This is a genomic window from Paraburkholderia sp. D1E (assembly GCF_052682275.1).
The window spans coordinates 1,111,193-1,125,741 of record NZ_JBQYMB010000001.1; the positions used below are offsets into that span (position 1 = coordinate 1,111,193).

Here is a 14,549-nt window from a genome sequence, read left to right on the forward strand (position 1 = left end):
GCCCGAACTCGATAGCGGCCCGATAGGCGGACGCCGCATATCACGCGGTGCTGCACGGCTGCGCGCTGGGCATGACCTGCGGGCAATTCGTCAACGTCACGTACTTCCGAATCGCCGCGCATAATCGACACGATAGCGCGACATGGGTCACGCGGACAAACGTAAAAACTTACACGACGTGTCTGGCGCTCGCCAGGCTTACCGGCCGCTGCCCGACGCGCACGCCATCTCGCGCACCAGCTCGGCCAGAACGCGGACAGCGAGCCCCAGTTGCTCGGCTGACGTGCTGCCGTAGCCGATCACCAAACCGTTCGCCTCCTCGCGCTGCTGCAACGCAAAACCCGAAAGCGCACGGGGGTTCAACCGCCTGCCGAGCGCGCGTTCGGCGAGGGTCCGATCGGAAATGTGCGGCGGCAGGCGAAGCGTCAGATGCATGCCGCAATTGCCGCCCAGGATCTGCGACGGCGCGAAATACGCGGTGAGCGCATCGCGCAACGCCTGCTGGCGCTCACGATACAAACGCCGCATGCGGCCCAGATGTCGCCCGAACTCACCGCTGTCGATGAAATGCGCCAGCGCCAACTGTTCCAGCCGATGCCCGCCGCGCAGCATTTCCTGCAGCGCAACAGCCGTGTGCGTGGCGATTGCGCGCGGCAGCACCACGAAACCGATGCGCAGCGCCGGAAACATCGTTTTGCTGAATGAGCCGACGTACAACACCGGCGCATCCTCGACCAGGCCTTGCATGCTGGCGATCGGCTCGCCGGTATGGCGGAATTCGCCGTCGTAGTCGTCTTCGATCAGCCAGGCGCCGCAGCGGCGCGCCTGCGCGATCAGCTCCAGGCGGCGTGCCACCGACAACACCGAACCAGTCGGATACTGATGCGCGGGGGACGTGTAGATCAGCTTCGGCGTATGCGTGTGCCACGCGTCGGGCGGTACCGCGATGCCCTCGGGATCGACCGGTATCGGCACCATGGTCAGATCGCCGAGATTGAACGCGGCCTTGGCGCCGCGATAACCCGGATCTTCGACCCAGGCGATGTCGCCAGGATTGGTGAACAGCCGCACGCACAGGTTCAGCGCTTCCTGGGCGCCTTCGGTGATCACCACCTGCGAGCCCTCGCAGCGTACGCCGCGCGCCATACGCAGATGCGCGGCGATCGCGTCGCGCAGCGCTGGTTCGCCTGCCGGTGAGCCGTAGCCAAGCGCGAGGGGTAGCGCGCGCTCCATCGAACGTTCCAGCGCGCGCCGCCAGGCGGCCAGCGGAAAGCGGTCCAGCGCGGGCGTGCCCGGTGTAAGCGGCAAGGTGTTGTCAGCGTGGGTGCGCGTCGCCGCGAATTGCTCGACGCGCGCCGCGTAAGCGACCTCCGGCGCGGCCGACGACGTCTGCGGTTCACCACGTGCCGCAGGGCTGGAGAGCGGACTCACGCGCGTGCCCTTTTTGTCGGCCACCACATAGCCGACCGCGGCCAGATGCTCGTAAGCGATCACTACCGTGTTGCGCGACACGCCCATCTCCGCAGCCAGCAAGCGCGACGAAGGCAGCAGCGACCCTGCCGGCAAACGGCCCGCGAGAATCGCCTGCTGCAACCGCTCGATCAGTTGTTTTTGCAGCGGCGCGGGCCTTTCGCCGTTGCTGGTAGTCGCCGCGGCGGCCGGATTGCCAAGCGGGCCAATGATCTCGATCATGTCGGCTGGACCTATCAAATACTATTCCCGTGGATCTTTTTAACATACCACGTTTGCCGTATTGTTCTCTATAACCGACGATCATCAACAACTCGCAGGAGAGCAGGCATGGAACCCAGACGCAACGCATTCGAGCAGCCCATCGGCGTCCCCGTCCCGGGCTGGAAAGGCGCTCAGGCGCCCGGGCGCGAGCCGCTGGTGGGCAGTTATTGCCGGATCGAACCGGTGGACGTCGAACACCATGCGGCCGACCTGTACGAGGCCTACAGCTCGGCGCCCGATGGCCGCGACTGGACCTATCTGAATGTCGGGCCGTTCGAGAGCCTTGCCGCGTATCGCGAGCATCTGACGCGTATGGCTGCATCGCCTGATCCGCTGCACCACACGGTGATCGATCTGGCGACCGGCAAGGCAGTCGGCACGCTCGCGCTGATGCGCATCGACCGCACGAATGGCGTGATCGAAGTCGGGCATGTCACCTATTCCCCGCGCCTCAAGCGCACGCGCATCGCCAGCGAAGCAATGTTCCTGCTGATGAACCACGTATTCGACGACCTCGGCTATCGCCGCTTCGAATGGAAGTGCGATTCGCTGAACGGACCGTCGCGCACGGCGGCGTTGCGCTATGGCTTTACGTTCGAGGGGATCTTCCGGCAGGCGATCGTCTATCACGAACGCAATCGCGATACCGCGTGGTTTTCGGTCATCGACAGCGAATGGCCTGCGCTGCGTCCGAGCTATGTGCGCTGGCTCGACGCCGGCAACTTCGACGCGCAGGGCAAGCAGGTTGAGCGGCTGGTTGATCTCATCGCACGGCAGCGGGCTGCGGCGAGCGAAGGCGGTCAATAAGGCGGGCGGGTTCGCGGGCGGGTTGCAAGCCGGCTAGAGGGCCGGCATGCAACGGCTCGACGAGATGCCGAGGCTTCGCAGGCTGATGAGACTTCAAATGACGCGCCGCGCGACGGATCAGGCAACGCCAGCCGCTCGCCGCAGCACGATGGTCGGCTTGCCTTTGTATGTCGTGCGGTGCTGTTCGCGGTAACCGCACTTGTGCGCGACATTCAGCGACGGCTGGTTTTCCGGTGCGATGATGCAGGCGGTGTCGCCGTCCGGCCAATGCGCATCGGCCCAGGCGAGTGCGGCGCGCACGGCTTCGGTCGCGTAGCCGCGATTGTGCACGGCGGGGTCGAGTGCCCAGCCGATTTCGGGCGTATCCATCAACGAAGGCTCGATCTCGCGGTGGTAGTCGGCAAAGCCGACTTCGCCCAGGAAACGGCCGCTATCCTTTTCCCGTACCACCCAGTAACCGTATCCCAGCATCGCCCAATGTCCGGCGTAGCGCAGCAGGCGCGCCCAGACTTCTTCGCGCGTGAACGGCTTGCCGCCGATGTAGTGGATCACCTCGGGATCGGACCACATCGCATAGCTCTCGAGGAAATCGTCGCGCGTGTGTGGACGCATGATCAGGCGGTCGGTGGCGAGGAGCGTGGGGCAGGTGGGCATAGGCGGGCCGATGGTTGGCGCAAACGCTTGGGGTTAAGAGGCGTTGAAGAAAGGCGTCGAAGAGTGCCTGCGATGATCGCAGATTTTTTGCGCGCCAGGTTCGATGCCAAAATCCTGGCGGCGCTCGCGCCGCGCATCAATGCTTCCGCCCCTCACGCCAGCTCAAGAAACCGCGCCAGACACGGATTGCGATTCGCCGGCGACCACGCCAGCACCTGCTCGATCAGCGGCGCGTCGACCAGCGGCCGGAACACCACACCCGCGAGTTGCGCCTTGCGCATCGAGGCCGGCACCAGCGCCACCCCCACACCTTCATCGACAAGACTGAGCACGGTCTGCTGCAACTGCACTTCGAAGCGGATATCCGGTTCGAAGCCACCCGAGCGGCAATGCTCAAGGATGGTTGCGCGCAAAGTGGGGGCGACTTCCTCGGACGCCAGCACGAACGGCTCGCCCGCCAGTTGCGCGATCTTCAAACGCCGCGCGCGTGCCCGCGGATGGCTGCGCGACAACGCAACGCACAGCGGTTCGCGGAGGATCGTCCGCGTCGCGATGCCCTTGTCGGGCACGTTCGGAAACATGATCGCCGCGTCGATCTGGCCGGCCAGCACTTGCGCGGCCAGGTCGTTCGAGACGACCTCGCGCAGATTCAATGCGACCTCGGGAAACGCGGCGCCGAAGGCGCGCGCATAGCCGGGCACAACGTTGTACGCGGCGCACATCGTGAAGCCGATAGTGAGTTTGCCGGCATCTCCGTGCGCCGCCGCTTGCGCGTTGCTGACCGCCTGTTCCACCGACGCGAGGATCGCCTTCGCGTCGACGTAAAAGCGCTCGCCTGCCGCGGTCAGCGTGACGCTGCGTGGACTGCGCTCGAGCAGCGTCACGCCCAGGCTCGCCTCCAGTGCCGCCAGTTGCCGGCTCAACGGCGGCTGCGACAGATTCAGGCGTGCCGCCGCGCGGCCAAAATGGCGCATCTCGGCGAGTGTCACGAAGTAGCGTAGCGGCTTGATGTCGATCACGACGCCCTCAGGCTGAATGACGATGCAAAAAAGGTATTATTGAAGGCGAAAAACAGTATTGGATTGTATCAACGCAAGCCACTACGCTGGCGCATCGCTCTGTCCGCCCACGCCTTTTTGCACCGATGTTAGCCACGCTTGAAATTCTGCTTCCCGTGTTCGGCCTGATTTTCGCGGGCTTTGCCTGCCGCCGGCGCGGCGTGCTCGGACCGAACTGCGCGTCCGAGCTGAACCGCTTCGTGGTCTGGCTGGCGCTGCCCGCGCTGCTATTCGACACGATGGCGCATGCCACGTGGCAGCAGCTCTATCAGCCGGCCTTCGTCGCGGCGTTTTCGATCGGGTGCATCGGCGTGTTTCTGCCGATTCTCGTCATACGCATGATAAGCGGCCGGCATCTGGCCGACGCGAGCGTCGACGCAATTGCGGCCTCGTATCCGAACACCGGCTACATCGGTTTTCCGCTCGGCGTGATCGCGTTCGGCTCAGCCAGCCTGACGCCGACCACGATCGCCACGATCCTCGTCGCGTGCGTGCTTTTTGCGCTTGCCATCGTGCTGATCGAAGTCGGCTTGCAAACCGAACGCACGCCGCACAAGCTGGGGTTGAAAGTGCTGGGCTCGCTGGCGCGCAATCCGCTGATCGTGTCGCCGATCGCGGGCGTGCTGTTCGCGAGCACCCACGTCGTGTTGCCGCAAAGTGCGGAGACCTTTCTGAAGCTGTTGAGCGGCGCCGCCAGTCCCTGCGCCCTGGTGAGCCTCGGCTTGTTTCTCGCGGAAAAGCGTCCATCCAAAGCCGGCGCGCGCGGCATCTCGTTGCTGCTGACCGGCGTCAAGCTGCTGGCGCAGCCGGCGCTGACCTGGTGGCTCGCGGCGCGCGTGTTCGGACTCTCTCCCGCGCTGGTCGAGATGGCCGTCGTGCTGGCCGCGCTGCCCACCGGCACCGGCCCGTTCATGCTGGCCGAGTTCTACCGGCGCGAGGCGCACATCACGTCACGCACGATTTTGCTGTCGACGGTCGGGTCGGTCGTGACCCTGTCGTTGCTGCTGCTGGTGATGGGACATCGCACATAAGCGGGCCGGGGCGCTGTACCCCTTAAACGCCCTCAGCGTGGTTGCCCGCACTTGAGCCGGCTCGCCGCTGCACAGCAGCCGACCGCTCATCCGGTTGCGGAGTGCGCGAATATCCACCGTTTCACGCCTCGCGTTATGCTTCGCACACGGACCGTCAGGGTCCGCACTCTCCATGCGCGACCGCGAACAGCGAACCGAACCGCCGTGCCCAAAGCCCGCCCACCCGAACTCCACGACGAGGACAACGCCCGCTCGCTTGCGCGGCGCTACCCGCGTGGGCTGCGCATCGAACCGCATTCGCACACCTGGGCGCAGGTGCTGTATGCGGTCTCGGGCGTGATGTGGGTGGAAACCGGCCGCGAAGCGCTGGTCGTGCCGCCGCAGCGCGCGGTGTGGCTGCCCGCCGGTACGGTCCACTCCATCCACATGATGAGCGAAGTGGAGATGCGCAATATCTATCTGCACGAGCGCAACGTCGGCCATCTGAGCCGGCGCAGCGACGTGTTCGAAATCAACGGCCTGCTGCGCGAGCTCATCACATCGATTGCGGAATACGAGCACACCCATGCTCGCGACGAAACCTATCTCGAAGCCGCGTATCGCCTCGCGATGCTGGAGTTGGAGCACGCGCCGCGCTCGTCGCTGCGCATCGCACTGCCCGATGCGTCGGACCGGCGGCTCGATGCGTTGTGCCGCGCGGTAATCGACAACCCGTCGAACGCGATCAGCTTCGAGCAGCATGCGGCGTCAGTCGGTGCGAGCGTGCGCACGCTGGCGCGCCTCTTTACGCGTGAGTTGGGAATTGGCTTTGCCGAATGGCGGCGCCAGGTGCAACTGGCGGTGGCCGTGTCCGGCCTCGCCGAAGGACGCCCGGTCAGCAGCATCGCGCACTCGCTCGGTTTCCGGCCAAGCAGCTTCAGCGACATGTTCAGGCACGAGTTAGGCGTGCCGCCAAGCGGTTTCGATCCGAGCGCGACCCTCGGCGAGGCGGTTTCTGACGTTTTGCTGGAGCAGGCGCAAGACAAGCTGTCCCCTAACGGGTGAGCCCTTCGCGCTAACGGCCAAACGGCTCCCAGCGCGGTCCGTAAGCTAACCCGACACGTCTTGTCCGAAATTCGAAAGTATTTGTCTCAACGCCTTCATACCCGCCATCTAGACTACGCTCATTGGCTGCACGACGCAGCGAACGACCCGACAGGAGTGACACGCAATGAAAGCGATTCAGTTCAAGACTTCTGGCAATCCCGAGGTGCTCGAATACGTCGACCTGCCGACGCCGCAGGCCGACGCGGACAGCGCCGTCGTGCAGATCAAGGCGGCCTCCGTGAATCCGAGCGACGTCAAGAACGTGTCCGGCCATTTCGAACATACGACACTGCCGCGCACGCCCGGCCGCGACTTCAGCGGCGTCGTAGTGGAAGGCCCGCAGGCATGGCTTGGCGCCGAAGTCTGGGGCACCGGCGGCGACATCGGCTTCACGCGCGACGGCACGCACGCCGAGTTCATCAAGATCCCGCTCGCCGCCCTGTCGCGCAAGCCGGCCACGCTCAGTCACGCCGAGGCGTCCGCGATCGGCGTGAACTTCGTAGTCGCATGGCTCGGCACGGTCGAGTACGCCCACCTGCAAGCGGGCGAGACGATTGCCGTGATTGGCGCAGGCGGCGGAGTCGGCGGCGCGGTGGTGCAGATCGCGAAAGCGCGGGGCGCTCGCGTGATCGCTATCGACCGTCATCCGCTTTCTGCCGATACGCCCGCGGGCCGGCTGATCGACGACTACGTTCCGTTCGACGAAAACGTGACCGCACGCCTGAAGGCATTGACCGGCGGCGCCGGCGCGGACGTGGTGTACGACTCGGTCGGCGGCGTCGCATTCGAGACTGCACTGAGCCTCGCCAAACGCCGTGGCCGGGTGCTGGAAATCAGCGCCACGGGTAAGCGCCGTGTGGAATTCGACCTGATCGACTTCTATCACAACGAAACGCAACTGCTCGGCGTGGATAGCGCCAAGCTGGGCGTCGCCGAATCGGCGCCGTTGATGACGGCGCTGGTGGAAGGCTTCGAAAGCGGCAAGCTGCAAGGGCCGGCCATCGCACAGGAATTCCCGCTCGAACGGGCACGCGAGGCTTATGAGGCAGTGGCGGCCGGCACGCGCGGCCGGGTCGTCATCACGATGTAATTGCCAAAACGACCGGCGGGCGTGGCTGCCCGCATTTCAGATGGGTATGACAAACATGAAAGCGTATTTGATCTCGCTCGTTGCCGGCGTCGTGGTCGGTTTGGTCTACAGCGTGATGCAGGTGAAATCGCCCGCGCCGCCGACGGTCGCCCTGGTCGGGTTACTCGGCATGCTCGCCGGTGAGCATGTGATCCCGCTCGTACGAACATGGCTGACCGCCGGCATTCATTGACGCATCCTCGCGCGATACCTTTTCCATCACCGGGCACCTCACGCTAAGATCGAGGCCGCTGGGCCGGCGCGCCGCGTAAGCAGCGTTGCCCGCGCATGTGTCGTCAGCATGCGCGCCGCCCGAAAGATCACAAGAAAAGCTTCGCTCGGAGAATCGGATGTCTGAAGAATATGAAGTGCATGGTCCGCACGACCATGCGGTTGAACACGCCGGCCACCACGACGCTGATCCCTTTGCGAGCCGCATGGCCGTGATGACGGCGATCCTCGCGACGATCGGCGCACTGTGCGCCTACCAGAGCGGCAACAGCGAAAATCTGGCGCTGTACTACAAGAACGAAGCCGCCATCAAGAAGACCGAAGCGTCCAATCAATGGAACTACTACCAGGCCAAGGGCGAGAAGGAAAATCTCGCAGAACTCGGCGCGGCGTTGTCGCTCGGCAATGCCGATGCACACGCAAAGTTCCTCGCCGACGTCGACAAATACAAGCAGCAGAAAGAGCCCATTCGCGCGAAGGCTGAAGCGATCGAAAAGGACGTCGTGGACAACGACGCTAAAAGTGAAGCGCTGTTGCACGGCCATCACCGCTGGGCGCAGGCCACGACTTTGATTCAGGTCGCGATTGCCCTCTCCGCGATCACGTTGTTGACCCGCAAGAAATGGCTGCGCAATCTGTCGTTCGGTATTGCGGCGGCTGGTGTGGTCACTGCGGCCGTGGCGTTCTTTTCGGCTTGATCATGCGAACGGCGCGGCAAGGCGTGGATTGATCGCGTGTGCGGCGGGCTGATCGCGGCGTTGGGTGTGCGTCAGCTGATCCGATAACTTGCAGACTGTTCAATGCGCGATGCCGCGAGCAGCACGCTCGAGCAACAGCTCACGCTCGCGCGCGTTGCGCGTCATGGCGGCCGCGCGTTCGAATTCGACGCGCGCCTCTTCCACGCGGCCGAGTTTCTCCAGCAGATCGCCGCGCACGCTCGGCAGCCAGTGATAGTTGGCGAGCGTGGCATCGGCTGCTAGTGCGTCAACGATTTCCAGACCGGCAGCCGGTCCAAACGCCATACCGACTGCCACCGCCCGGTTCAGCTCGACCACCGGCGAAGGCGCCACCTGCGCCAGCGCGTCGTACAACGCGACGATCTGCGCCCAGTCGGTCTCTTCAGCACGGCGGGCGCGTGCATGACACGCGGCCAGCGCCGCCTGCAACGCATACGCGCCACTCGCGCCGCCCAGCGCATGCGAGGTGCCGAGCGCGGCCAGCCCGCGGCGGATCAGCAGCGGGTCCCAGCGGCTGCGGTCCTGATCGAGCAGCAGCACCGGCCTGCCTTCGGCATCCGTACGCGCGTGCGTGCGCGACGTCTGGATTTCCATCAGCGCGACGAGGCCATGCACTTCGCTTTCGTCAGGCACGAGCCCGCTCAGCACGCGCCCCAGCCGCAGCGCTTCCTCGCACAATGCCGGGCGCATCCAGTCGTCGCCGCCGGTGGCCGAATAGCCTTCGTTGAAAATCAGATAGATCACCTGCAGTACCGATGCGAGCCGCGGCGCGCGCGCATCCGCTTGCGGCACCTCGAACGGCACCTTGGCCGCCGACAGCGTGCGCTTGGCCCGCACGATGCGCTGCGCGATGGTCGGCTCAGGCACGAGGAACGCGCGGGCGATTTCGTCCGTAGTGAGGCCGCCGAGCAGGCGCAGCGTCAGCGCGACGCGTGCGTCGGTGGACAGCACCGGATGGCACGCTGTGAACACCAGCCGCAGCAGGTCGTCGCCGATATCGTCGGCACGTGCGGCATCGAGGGTATCGACGAAATCCGGCACGAGGTGCGCCTCCTGTGCGTCGAGATCGTGGCCCAGCTCCTCGCGCTTGCGGGCATGCAGCGCTTCCTGGCGCAAGCGATCGAGAGCGCGGTTCTTCGCTGTCGCCATCAGCCATGCTCCCGGATTGTCGGGTACGCCCGCGTCCGGCCAATGTTCCAGCGCCGCCACCAGCGCATCCTGCGCCAGCTCTTCGGCGAGCCCCACGTCGCGCACGATCCGTGCGACGTGGGCGATGACCTTCGCGGATTCGATCCGCCAGACTGCCTCGATGGCACGATGGGTGGCCGGTATTGTCACGGGATCAGCCCGCTGCCTTGGCGTTCGGGTCCATGTAGATCAGCTCCCAGATGTGTCCGTCGATATCTTCGAAGCCGTGCCCGTACATGAAACCGTAGTCCTGCGGCGCGCGCGGCACCGTGCCGCCGGCGGCGAGCGCCTTCGCGACCAGCGCATCCACCTCGCCCCGGCTCTCGCACGACAGGCCTATCAACGCCTCGGTGCTTTCCTTCGGATTGCAAAGCGACTTGCGCGTGAAGGATTTGAACAGGTCCTTGACCAGCAGCATCGCGAAGAGGTTCTCGCCGAGGACCAGACACGCGGCCTGCTCGTTGGTGAATTGCGGCTCGAAGCTGAAACCGATCGTGCTGAAGAATTCCTTCGACCGCTCGAGATTATCGACGGCAAGATTGACGTAGATCTGCTTATGCATGATGAAATCCATTGATCCAGTTGTGGGCTCGCTGGGGCAGCGCCTTGCGTCGCCGTGTGCCGCCCAGGCAGCGATCCAGCGTGTTCAGCTCGCCTCGGCAAGCGTTTTCAGATTGCTCAGGCCGTCTTCGAAATCCTTGCCAATCATCTTGTCCATGCTGACGAACACCTGCATCAGCTTCGACAGAAACGGCGCAGGCCCATGCATCGCCCACGTGACTCGCGTTGCGCCCGCCTCCGGCTTCAACTCGAATTCGGCAATGTTATGCGCTTCGAACGGCTTGAGGAAATCGAGGTTCAGCGTCACGCTCGACGGCGCCGTCGTATCCACGATCTCCATCTGCCCCACGCCAATCTTTTCGCTTTGCCATGCATAACGCGCGCCCTTGCCGCTCGACGTGCCGCTATAGGTGCCTTGCGTCGCGGGATCTTTGCGCAGGAATGGATTCCAGCGATTGAATTGATGCATGTCGTCGATCAACGCGTAGATCCGCTCAGGCGGCGCCTCAATACGCACGCTGCGTTCAATGCGAAAATTGTCGGGCCGGGTCGCCGCATAGATGAGCAGCAGGGCTACCGCCGCAACGACGGTAATCAGAATGGTTTTGAGCATGACGAGTCCTTTCGATGTAGCCGGATCGACGCCTCGTTCGGCAATCGGATCGGCGTCAGGATCAATGTTTGGCCGCATCCAGCTTATGGAAACGGTCCAGTTCCGGGCTCGGCGCGAAGTCCTCGAGTTCGTACAGTTGCCGCACTTCGATTTCGCCTTCGGCCTGCTCGCCGAACGGTGCCGGAAACCGCCGCGCCCATTCCACGGCTTCTTCGCGGGAGCGAACCTGAATCAGCGTGTAGCCGGCGATCAGTTCCCTGGTTTCCGCGAACGGACCGTCGAGCATCGTGCGCTTGCCGCCGCTGTAGTGGATGCGCCAGCCTTTCGAACTCGGTTGCAAGCCGGTTGCGTCGAGTAGCACGCCGGCCTTGGCCAGTTCTTCGTGATAGCTGCCCATCGCAGCCATGAGGGCATCGTCCGGCGGGCCGCCGGCTTCGCTGACGGCAGTCGCCTTCACTATGATCATGAATCGCATCGCGATCGCTCCTTGGGGGGGTGGCAGGCGGCGAGCCGTTCTTTGATTGCTGGCTCCTTACTCACACGACGAGCGATACGCGACCGAATCGACATATTTGTTGCTGGCCTAGGGAAAACCCTAGTCAAATAGTCCCGACGGGGCGAACCCGCTTATAGGAAACACGGACCGAGCTTGCGGACTTCGACGGTGCACCAGGAGGCCGCCGGACAGGCTTGCGCGATCGCCACGGCTTCTTCCCGGGTTTCACAATCGAGCAGATAGAAGCCACCGATCATTTCCTTGGCTTCGGCGAACGGGCCGTCGAGCAGTTTCGGCTGTCCGTCGCGCACCTGCACGCGCACGGCGTCACTGGAGGAGGTCAGCGCTTCGGCTGCGACCAGCTTGCCGCGCTCCTTGAGGTCGGCGGCGAAACGCAGCATCTGGTCGTAGACCTCGCGCCCGGCCTGTTCGCCGCGTTCGATGCGCTGATTCGGGGGTTCGACGATAAGCAGCATATAAGACATGACGTCTCCGATTTATCGCGCCGTGGACGTGAACGCCAGGCGGGCGTACGACGGCAAAAACGCGCTTACAGTTAGGTAGCGAAAGGCAGTCTAGCAAGCGCAGATGACTCCAGCAAACCCGTTTCACCGCCCCGGCGCGGAAGGCGCGCGGGGCCCTACGGACACTCGTAATACAAGCGTGGCATATGGATTGCTGCTCCGCTTGTATCGATACACATCCGAGGTGACATCATGGGAAATCGATCTGGCTTGGGCATCATCGCCATGTTATTGACGCTACTGACCTTCACAGCCGGGTGCACGCTTGGCGGTGCGGCGGCGGGTGGGGTGATCGGCAACGAGGCCACCAATCACAGCGCGGTCGGTACGGTCGGCGGCGCGGTAGCCGGCGGGATTATCGGGCACGAGCTGGGCAAATAACCGAAGCGTTGAACTGCTTCCAGACACGCGACACAAGACCGCCGCTTAAAAGTATTCTCCGAGCGCGCTAAAGCTCGTCATGAATTTGCCGTTTATCGATTAATCGCAGTAGATAATCCGGATTCAATCCGGCGATACTGCGCGGCTGACTGAGCCAGGCGCATGGCATAGTCTGCCGGCATAACAAGCGAATCATATAAACAGAGCATCGGGGAAATTCATGCATCGATCGTTAGCGCGCACCGGCGTCGCGGCCGCCGTGGCCTTTGCCTTGATCCAGCTGAGCGGTTGCGGCGGCGGCGGTTCCGGCTCGACGTCATCGAGCACGCCAGCAATCACGGCCACCTCGGTGAGCGGCACCGTCGCCACCGGCACCGCCGTCGTGGGCGCAACCGTTACGCTGACCGACGCGACCGGCGCTCAGGCCACGGCAACCACTAACACCCAGGGCGCCTACACGATCTCGGTGAAGGGTATGACCGCGCCGTTCCTGATCGTCGCCACGGATGCCACTGGCGTCTCCGGTCCGCTCGTTTCCGTGCTCGCCAGGCTGCCAAGCGGCACGGCGCCGGCTGTCGTCAACGTCACGACGCTGACCACCGCGATTGCAGCCATGCTGACGGCCTCGGGCAACCCGATCGACCTTGCGTCCACCACCGCACTGCCCAAGGTGACCCTGCAGTCCGTGCAGATCGCCACCATCACGCTCGACACGATGCTGGCGAAAATCCTCGCGCAGAACGGCATCCAGATGGCGGGTTTCGATCCCATCGGCATGGCCTTTACGCCGGACCACACCGGCGCCGATGCGGTGATCGACACGGTGTCGCTGGTGTCGGCTGCCAACGGTGGCTTGCTGCTGGTGTCGAATGCTGCGCCGGCCGCGACCGTCGTGCTGAACAATCAGACTGCCCAGTCGGTTACGCTGGCAGCGCCCCCAGCGGCGGCGAATTATCTGGAGCCGCTTGCGTCCCTGCTGACTGCCTGCGCGGCGAGCGGCACGCTCAACACGTCATGCTCGCCGGCAATCGACGCCACGTTCCTCGAAAACGGTTCATCCGATCTGGCCGTCGGCCACGGTCTGACCGATGCGAGCTTGAGTGGCGCCGTGTTCGGTTCGCCAAAGCGCTCGCGTTCTTCACGCGCAACGGCAAGCAGCTTGCGCTCGTGCAGTTACCGGTCACACTGGCGAGTGGCGCAGCAGCGGGTGTGCTCTACACCATCGCGCAACAGTTGCCCACGCCCGTCACGCTCGCCAACGGCACGCAGCTCGGCTGGGACTTGATCGGCAATCAGTCGCAATTCGCTGTATCGATCATGTCGCAAATCCAGCGCCGCACCTTCCTCGATACGAAGCTGAACGACGTGAACCGCTACGAGTCGGGTCTCACGATTGCGATTCCGACCGCTTCGAATCCAACGGTATATTCAGCTTCCGTCACGGGACCCGGACTCGCTGCGCCGGTCTGGCTGATGCAGCGAAATGCGCTCGGCAGCAGCACGCTGGGGCTGTCCGATCTGACAATGAGCGCGGCACCGGTCTCGCCCGCTACCACCAGTAGCAACACGTCGTTGTATCGCTGGTCATGGCAATCACTGTCGTCGACCGCGAACTTCACGCCGACGGCTTCGAGCGGCTATTACTCGGCGCAGTCGATCGACGCGAGCACCGTGCCGCTCTACGCGACCTACACCGTGACGTTCTACGACAAAACCGGCGCACAGCTCGGCCAATCGTCGATCATCAATCCGGGCAGCCCATTGAACGCGGCGGCGGGCAGCACGGTCGCGTGGCCGACGCTGCTGCCGGACTTCGCGACGCAATTCCTGACACCGGGCGGCTCGCTGGCGAGCGCGCAATACGCGATGAGCGTGACGTGGTCGAGCCTCGTGAACGGACAGAATCTCGCGTATCCGGTGACGTCTGTGCAGATTCAGGCCTACCCCGGAACGGCCACCGGCTCGACGACGGAAGTGGACGGGTTCTCGACCGGCGCACCGAACAACACCACGTTTGGTCAGTATCAAACGACGGTCTATGCCGGGGTCAATTCCCTGGGCGTGCAGACTTGCACGAACTGTCCGTTCCCAGCGTTGACAGCGGGTGGTTCGCGGCTCGTGCAGTTGAGTGGTGGGCGCAATGGGACCGCGTACTTCGATATTACGAAGTACAACGACTAGATTGGGGCAAGCCCGAATAGCTGCGCTATACTCGCTCCATGAATACGAACACGACCTCGCTGAATCTGCATCGTTGGTGGCACGCCTGACCTGAGCGGCCCGATTCTCTTCGTACATCGAAAACGTGATGCCGCCAGT

At 64.0% G+C, this 14,549-nt stretch carries 17 protein-coding genes and 1 pseudogene; 10 read left to right on the top strand and 8 right to left on the bottom strand.

Annotated features, from left to right (window positions below; genetic code table 11):
• Positions 1-198: 198 nt before the first annotated feature.
• Positions 199-1,692, bottom strand: coding sequence for a MocR-like pyridoxine biosynthesis transcription factor PdxR (gene pdxR / locus ACUN0E_RS05270; RefSeq protein WP_445565860.1), 1,494 nt, complete (start codon positions 1,690-1,692; stop codon positions 199-201).
• Positions 1,693-1,800: 108 nt separating this feature from the next.
• Between pdxR and ACUN0E_RS05275 the strand changes: the two genes are divergently transcribed.
• On the top strand, positions 1,801-2,541 hold the full coding sequence (locus ACUN0E_RS05275) for a GNAT family N-acetyltransferase (RefSeq protein ID WP_445565861.1): 741 nt from the start codon (positions 1,801-1,803) through the stop codon (positions 2,539-2,541).
• Positions 2,542-2,658: 117 nt separating this feature from the next.
• Here the strand turns inward: ACUN0E_RS05275 and ACUN0E_RS05280 are convergent, their stop codons facing one another.
• On the bottom strand, positions 2,659-3,195 hold the full coding sequence (locus ACUN0E_RS05280) for a GNAT family N-acetyltransferase (protein ID WP_445565862.1): 537 nt from the start codon (positions 3,193-3,195) through the stop codon (positions 2,659-2,661).
• A gap of 152 nt (positions 3,196-3,347) precedes the next feature.
• Complete coding sequence (locus tag ACUN0E_RS05285; protein ID WP_445565863.1) at positions 3,348-4,214, bottom strand: LysR family transcriptional regulator; 867 nt, start codon at positions 4,212-4,214, stop codon at positions 3,348-3,350.
• Positions 4,215-4,339: 125 nt separating this feature from the next.
• On the opposite strand from ACUN0E_RS05285, the gene ACUN0E_RS05290 reads away from it, so the two are divergent.
• The 6 genes and pseudogenes from ACUN0E_RS05290 to ACUN0E_RS05315 form a co-directional block, all read left to right on the top strand.
• Positions 4,340-5,284 (top strand): AEC family transporter, encoded by a 945-nt coding sequence (locus ACUN0E_RS05290; protein ID WP_445565864.1) that lies wholly within the window; start codon positions 4,340-4,342, stop codon positions 5,282-5,284.
• Positions 5,285-5,488: 204 nt separating this feature from the next.
• Positions 5,489-6,328, top strand: coding sequence for an AraC family transcriptional regulator (locus tag ACUN0E_RS05295; protein WP_445565865.1), 840 nt, complete (start codon positions 5,489-5,491; stop codon positions 6,326-6,328).
• Between the two features lie 166 nt (positions 6,329-6,494).
• Positions 6,495-7,460, top strand: a complete 966-nt coding sequence (locus tag ACUN0E_RS05300; RefSeq protein WP_445565866.1) for a quinone oxidoreductase family protein — start codon at positions 6,495-6,497, stop codon at positions 7,458-7,460.
• A 46-nt stretch (positions 7,461-7,506) separates the two neighbouring features.
• A complete protein-coding gene (locus tag ACUN0E_RS05305) occupies positions 7,507-7,692 on the top strand; it encodes a DUF1427 family protein (protein WP_445565867.1) in 186 nt (61 codons plus the stop codon).
• A gap of 157 nt (positions 7,693-7,849) precedes the next feature.
• Positions 7,850-8,428: a DUF4337 domain-containing protein gene (locus ACUN0E_RS05310; RefSeq protein WP_408233969.1), complete on the top strand. Its 579-nt coding sequence runs from the start codon at positions 7,850-7,852 to the stop codon at positions 8,426-8,428.
• A pseudogene (locus ACUN0E_RS05315) lies at positions 8,429-8,515 on the top strand (LysE family translocator); the annotation flags it as partial.
• Positions 8,516-8,527: 12 nt separating this feature from the next.
• Here ACUN0E_RS05315 and ACUN0E_RS05320 read toward each other — a convergent pair.
• The 5 genes from ACUN0E_RS05320 to ACUN0E_RS05340 all read right to left on the bottom strand — a co-directional run bounded on the left by ACUN0E_RS05320 (position 8,528) and on the right by ACUN0E_RS05340 (position 11,810).
• Complete coding sequence (locus tag ACUN0E_RS05320) at positions 8,528-9,805, bottom strand: RNA polymerase sigma factor (protein WP_445565868.1); 1,278 nt, start codon at positions 9,803-9,805, stop codon at positions 8,528-8,530.
• 4 nt (positions 9,806-9,809) lie between these two features.
• Positions 9,810-10,217 carry a VOC family protein gene (locus ACUN0E_RS05325; protein WP_445565869.1) on the bottom strand — a complete coding sequence of 136 codons (408 nt, stop codon included), beginning with the start codon at positions 10,215-10,217 and terminating at the stop codon, positions 9,810-9,812.
• A gap of 84 nt (positions 10,218-10,301) precedes the next feature.
• Positions 10,302-10,829, bottom strand: a complete 528-nt coding sequence (locus ACUN0E_RS05330) for an SRPBCC family protein (protein WP_445565870.1) — start codon at positions 10,827-10,829, stop codon at positions 10,302-10,304.
• 61 nt (positions 10,830-10,890) lie between these two features.
• Positions 10,891-11,304, bottom strand: coding sequence for a YciI family protein (locus ACUN0E_RS05335; protein WP_445565871.1), 414 nt, complete (start codon positions 11,302-11,304; stop codon positions 10,891-10,893).
• Between the two features lie 152 nt (positions 11,305-11,456).
• Positions 11,457-11,810: a YciI family protein gene (locus ACUN0E_RS05340; RefSeq protein ID WP_408233954.1), complete on the bottom strand. Its 354-nt coding sequence runs from the start codon at positions 11,808-11,810 to the stop codon at positions 11,457-11,459.
• Between the two features lie 264 nt (positions 11,811-12,074).
• Here ACUN0E_RS05340 and ACUN0E_RS05345 point away from each other — a divergent pair, with 264 nt between their 5' ends.
• From ACUN0E_RS05345 to ACUN0E_RS05355, 3 genes are all read left to right on the top strand, one after another.
• Positions 12,075-12,230 carry a glycine zipper 2TM domain-containing protein gene (locus ACUN0E_RS05345; RefSeq protein WP_408234139.1) on the top strand — a complete coding sequence of 52 codons (156 nt, stop codon included), beginning with the start codon at positions 12,075-12,077 and terminating at the stop codon, positions 12,228-12,230.
• A 220-nt stretch (positions 12,231-12,450) separates the two neighbouring features.
• Positions 12,451-13,515, top strand: a complete 1,065-nt coding sequence (locus ACUN0E_RS05350; protein ID WP_445565872.1) for a hypothetical protein — start codon at positions 12,451-12,453, stop codon at positions 13,513-13,515.
• The gene (locus ACUN0E_RS05355; RefSeq protein WP_445565873.1) at positions 13,440-14,411 is read left to right on the top strand and encodes a hypothetical protein; all 972 of its coding nucleotides are present in this window, start codon (positions 13,440-13,442) and stop codon (positions 14,409-14,411) included. Before ACUN0E_RS05350 ends, ACUN0E_RS05355 begins: the two co-directional genes overlap by 76 nt.
• Positions 14,412-14,549: the final 138 nt, after the last annotated feature.

Excerpts from the sequence above, each read along its gene's own strand:
- ACUN0E_RS05335 (WP_445565871.1), bottom strand. The coding sequence starts at position 11,304 with ATGCGATTCATGATCATAGTGAAGGCGACTGCCGTCAGCGAAGCCGGC.
- ACUN0E_RS05345 (WP_408234139.1), top strand. The coding sequence starts at position 12,075 with ATGTTATTGACGCTACTGACCTTCACAGCCGGGTGCACGCTTGGCGGT.
- ACUN0E_RS05310 (WP_408233969.1), top strand. The coding sequence starts at position 7,850 with ATGTCTGAAGAATATGAAGTGCATGGTCCGCACGACCATGCGGTTGAA.
- ACUN0E_RS05280 (WP_445565862.1), bottom strand. The coding sequence starts at position 3,195 with ATGCCCACCTGCCCCACGCTCCTCGCCACCGACCGCCTGATCATGCGT.
- pdxR (WP_445565860.1), bottom strand. The coding sequence starts at position 1,692 with ATGATCGAGATCATTGGCCCGCTTGGCAATCCGGCCGCCGCGGCGACT.
- ACUN0E_RS05330 (WP_445565870.1), bottom strand. The coding sequence starts at position 10,829 with ATGCTCAAAACCATTCTGATTACCGTCGTTGCGGCGGTAGCCCTGCTG.
- ACUN0E_RS05300 (WP_445565866.1), top strand. The coding sequence starts at position 6,495 with ATGAAAGCGATTCAGTTCAAGACTTCTGGCAATCCCGAGGTGCTCGAA.
- ACUN0E_RS05325 (WP_445565869.1), bottom strand. The coding sequence starts at position 10,217 with ATGCATAAGCAGATCTACGTCAATCTTGCCGTCGATAATCTCGAGCGG.
- ACUN0E_RS05305 (WP_445565867.1), top strand. The coding sequence starts at position 7,507 with ATGACAAACATGAAAGCGTATTTGATCTCGCTCGTTGCCGGCGTCGTG.
- ACUN0E_RS05350 (WP_445565872.1), top strand. The coding sequence starts at position 12,451 with ATGCATCGATCGTTAGCGCGCACCGGCGTCGCGGCCGCCGTGGCCTTT.
- ACUN0E_RS05290 (WP_445565864.1), top strand. The coding sequence starts at position 4,340 with ATGTTAGCCACGCTTGAAATTCTGCTTCCCGTGTTCGGCCTGATTTTC.
- ACUN0E_RS05340 (WP_408233954.1), bottom strand. The coding sequence starts at position 11,810 with ATGTCTTATATGCTGCTTATCGTCGAACCCCCGAATCAGCGCATCGAA.
- ACUN0E_RS05275 (WP_445565861.1), top strand. The coding sequence starts at position 1,801 with ATGGAACCCAGACGCAACGCATTCGAGCAGCCCATCGGCGTCCCCGTC.